General features: G+C 41.5%; 3 rRNA genes. All 3 read left to right on the top strand.

The window, feature by feature from the left end:
• A 23S ribosomal RNA gene (locus tag ACFSUO_RS07150) occupies positions 1-108 on the top strand; the annotation flags it as partial.
• A 192-nt stretch (positions 109-300) separates the two neighbouring features.
• Positions 301-416: ribosomal RNA gene (rrf, locus tag ACFSUO_RS07145) — 5S ribosomal RNA — on the top strand.
• A 655-nt stretch (positions 417-1071) separates the two neighbouring features.
• Positions 1072-1138 (top strand): 16S ribosomal RNA (locus ACFSUO_RS07140); the annotation flags it as partial.

The following is a 1138-nucleotide window of genomic DNA, read 5'->3' as shown; positions in this document are numbered from 1 at the left end:
ACTTCGAGTGAGTAAGATCCCTCATAGACGATGAGGTTGATAGGTCCGGGGTGGAAGCGTGGTGACACGTGAAGCTGACGGATACTAATCGATCGAGGACTTAACTAATCATTATGTCGCTTGAACAACGCTCTTATTTAGTTTTTAGGGTGTAACTTTTTAAAATTTACCCTTGATTTTTTCTAAAAAACCTTTACAATGTTTATTGGCACGAAGAAATCAGCCGATCACTTGGTTACGGAAGTGGCTTTGACTACTCACTTCTACCTTGCGGATGGCAAAACCATTAACAAATTCAGGTCTGGCAGCAATAGCGGAGAGGACACACCTGTTCCCATGCCGAACACAGCAGTTAAGCTCTCCAGCGCCGATGGTAGTTGGGGCCTTGCCCCTGCGAGAGTAGGACGCCGCCAGGCAAAAAGGCCGGAATACAATTCAGTTGTGTTTCGGTCTTTCTCAACTATAACGGATATTTTGGTTGTTCCGAGTCATTTCCTGGGATATGACTGTTTGCCCGGTATCTGCACAAAGATCAAATTGTGGTCGGGGCAGGGATGGATATTAAATCATCCCACTAGCGGGATGTGGGCAGTCATGTTAATGGATTGGTTTTAGTTGTTGACATTCATTACGTTGGATGTTAAACTTAATTAGTTGTCTTAAAAAACAACTAATCCTTTTTGGATTTATCTCTTGTAGAATCTATCTATTGACTTTATTGATTGATTCATGCTATGCTTGTAATTCACTTCGTTATAAGGTGTCATTATTCAACATTATTCAACAAAAAGGCCAAAGAAGTTATTGACTTTCAATTGATAATTTGATACAATAATAACGTTAGTTATTTGAAACAACGCATAAATTTGCTCTTTGAAAACTGAACAAAACAGCCAGTATGACAAAACAGATGTCAAAGGTTGGAAGTTAGATGCTTTAGCATCCGACAATAACTCCAGCCCCATGATGTCAAATTGCAAGCTGAGATAATAGATGAAACCGATCGGTGTCGGTTCATCGTGACGGATCTGAGAAGTGGAGTAATCTGCTTTTCGGGTGCCGCTCCAACTTTTTTTGGAGAGTTTGATCTTGGCTCAGGACGAACGCTGGCGGCGTGCCTAATACATGCAAGTCGAGC

Origin of the sequence: Lentibacillus juripiscarius (assembly GCF_042685205.1) — a bacterium.
Taxonomy (GTDB): domain Bacteria; phylum Bacillota; class Bacilli; order Bacillales; family Amphibacillaceae; genus Lentibacillus; species Lentibacillus juripiscarius.
The sequence above is the reverse complement of the archived record's forward strand: the minus strand, read 5'-3'. Positions and strand labels throughout refer to the sequence as shown.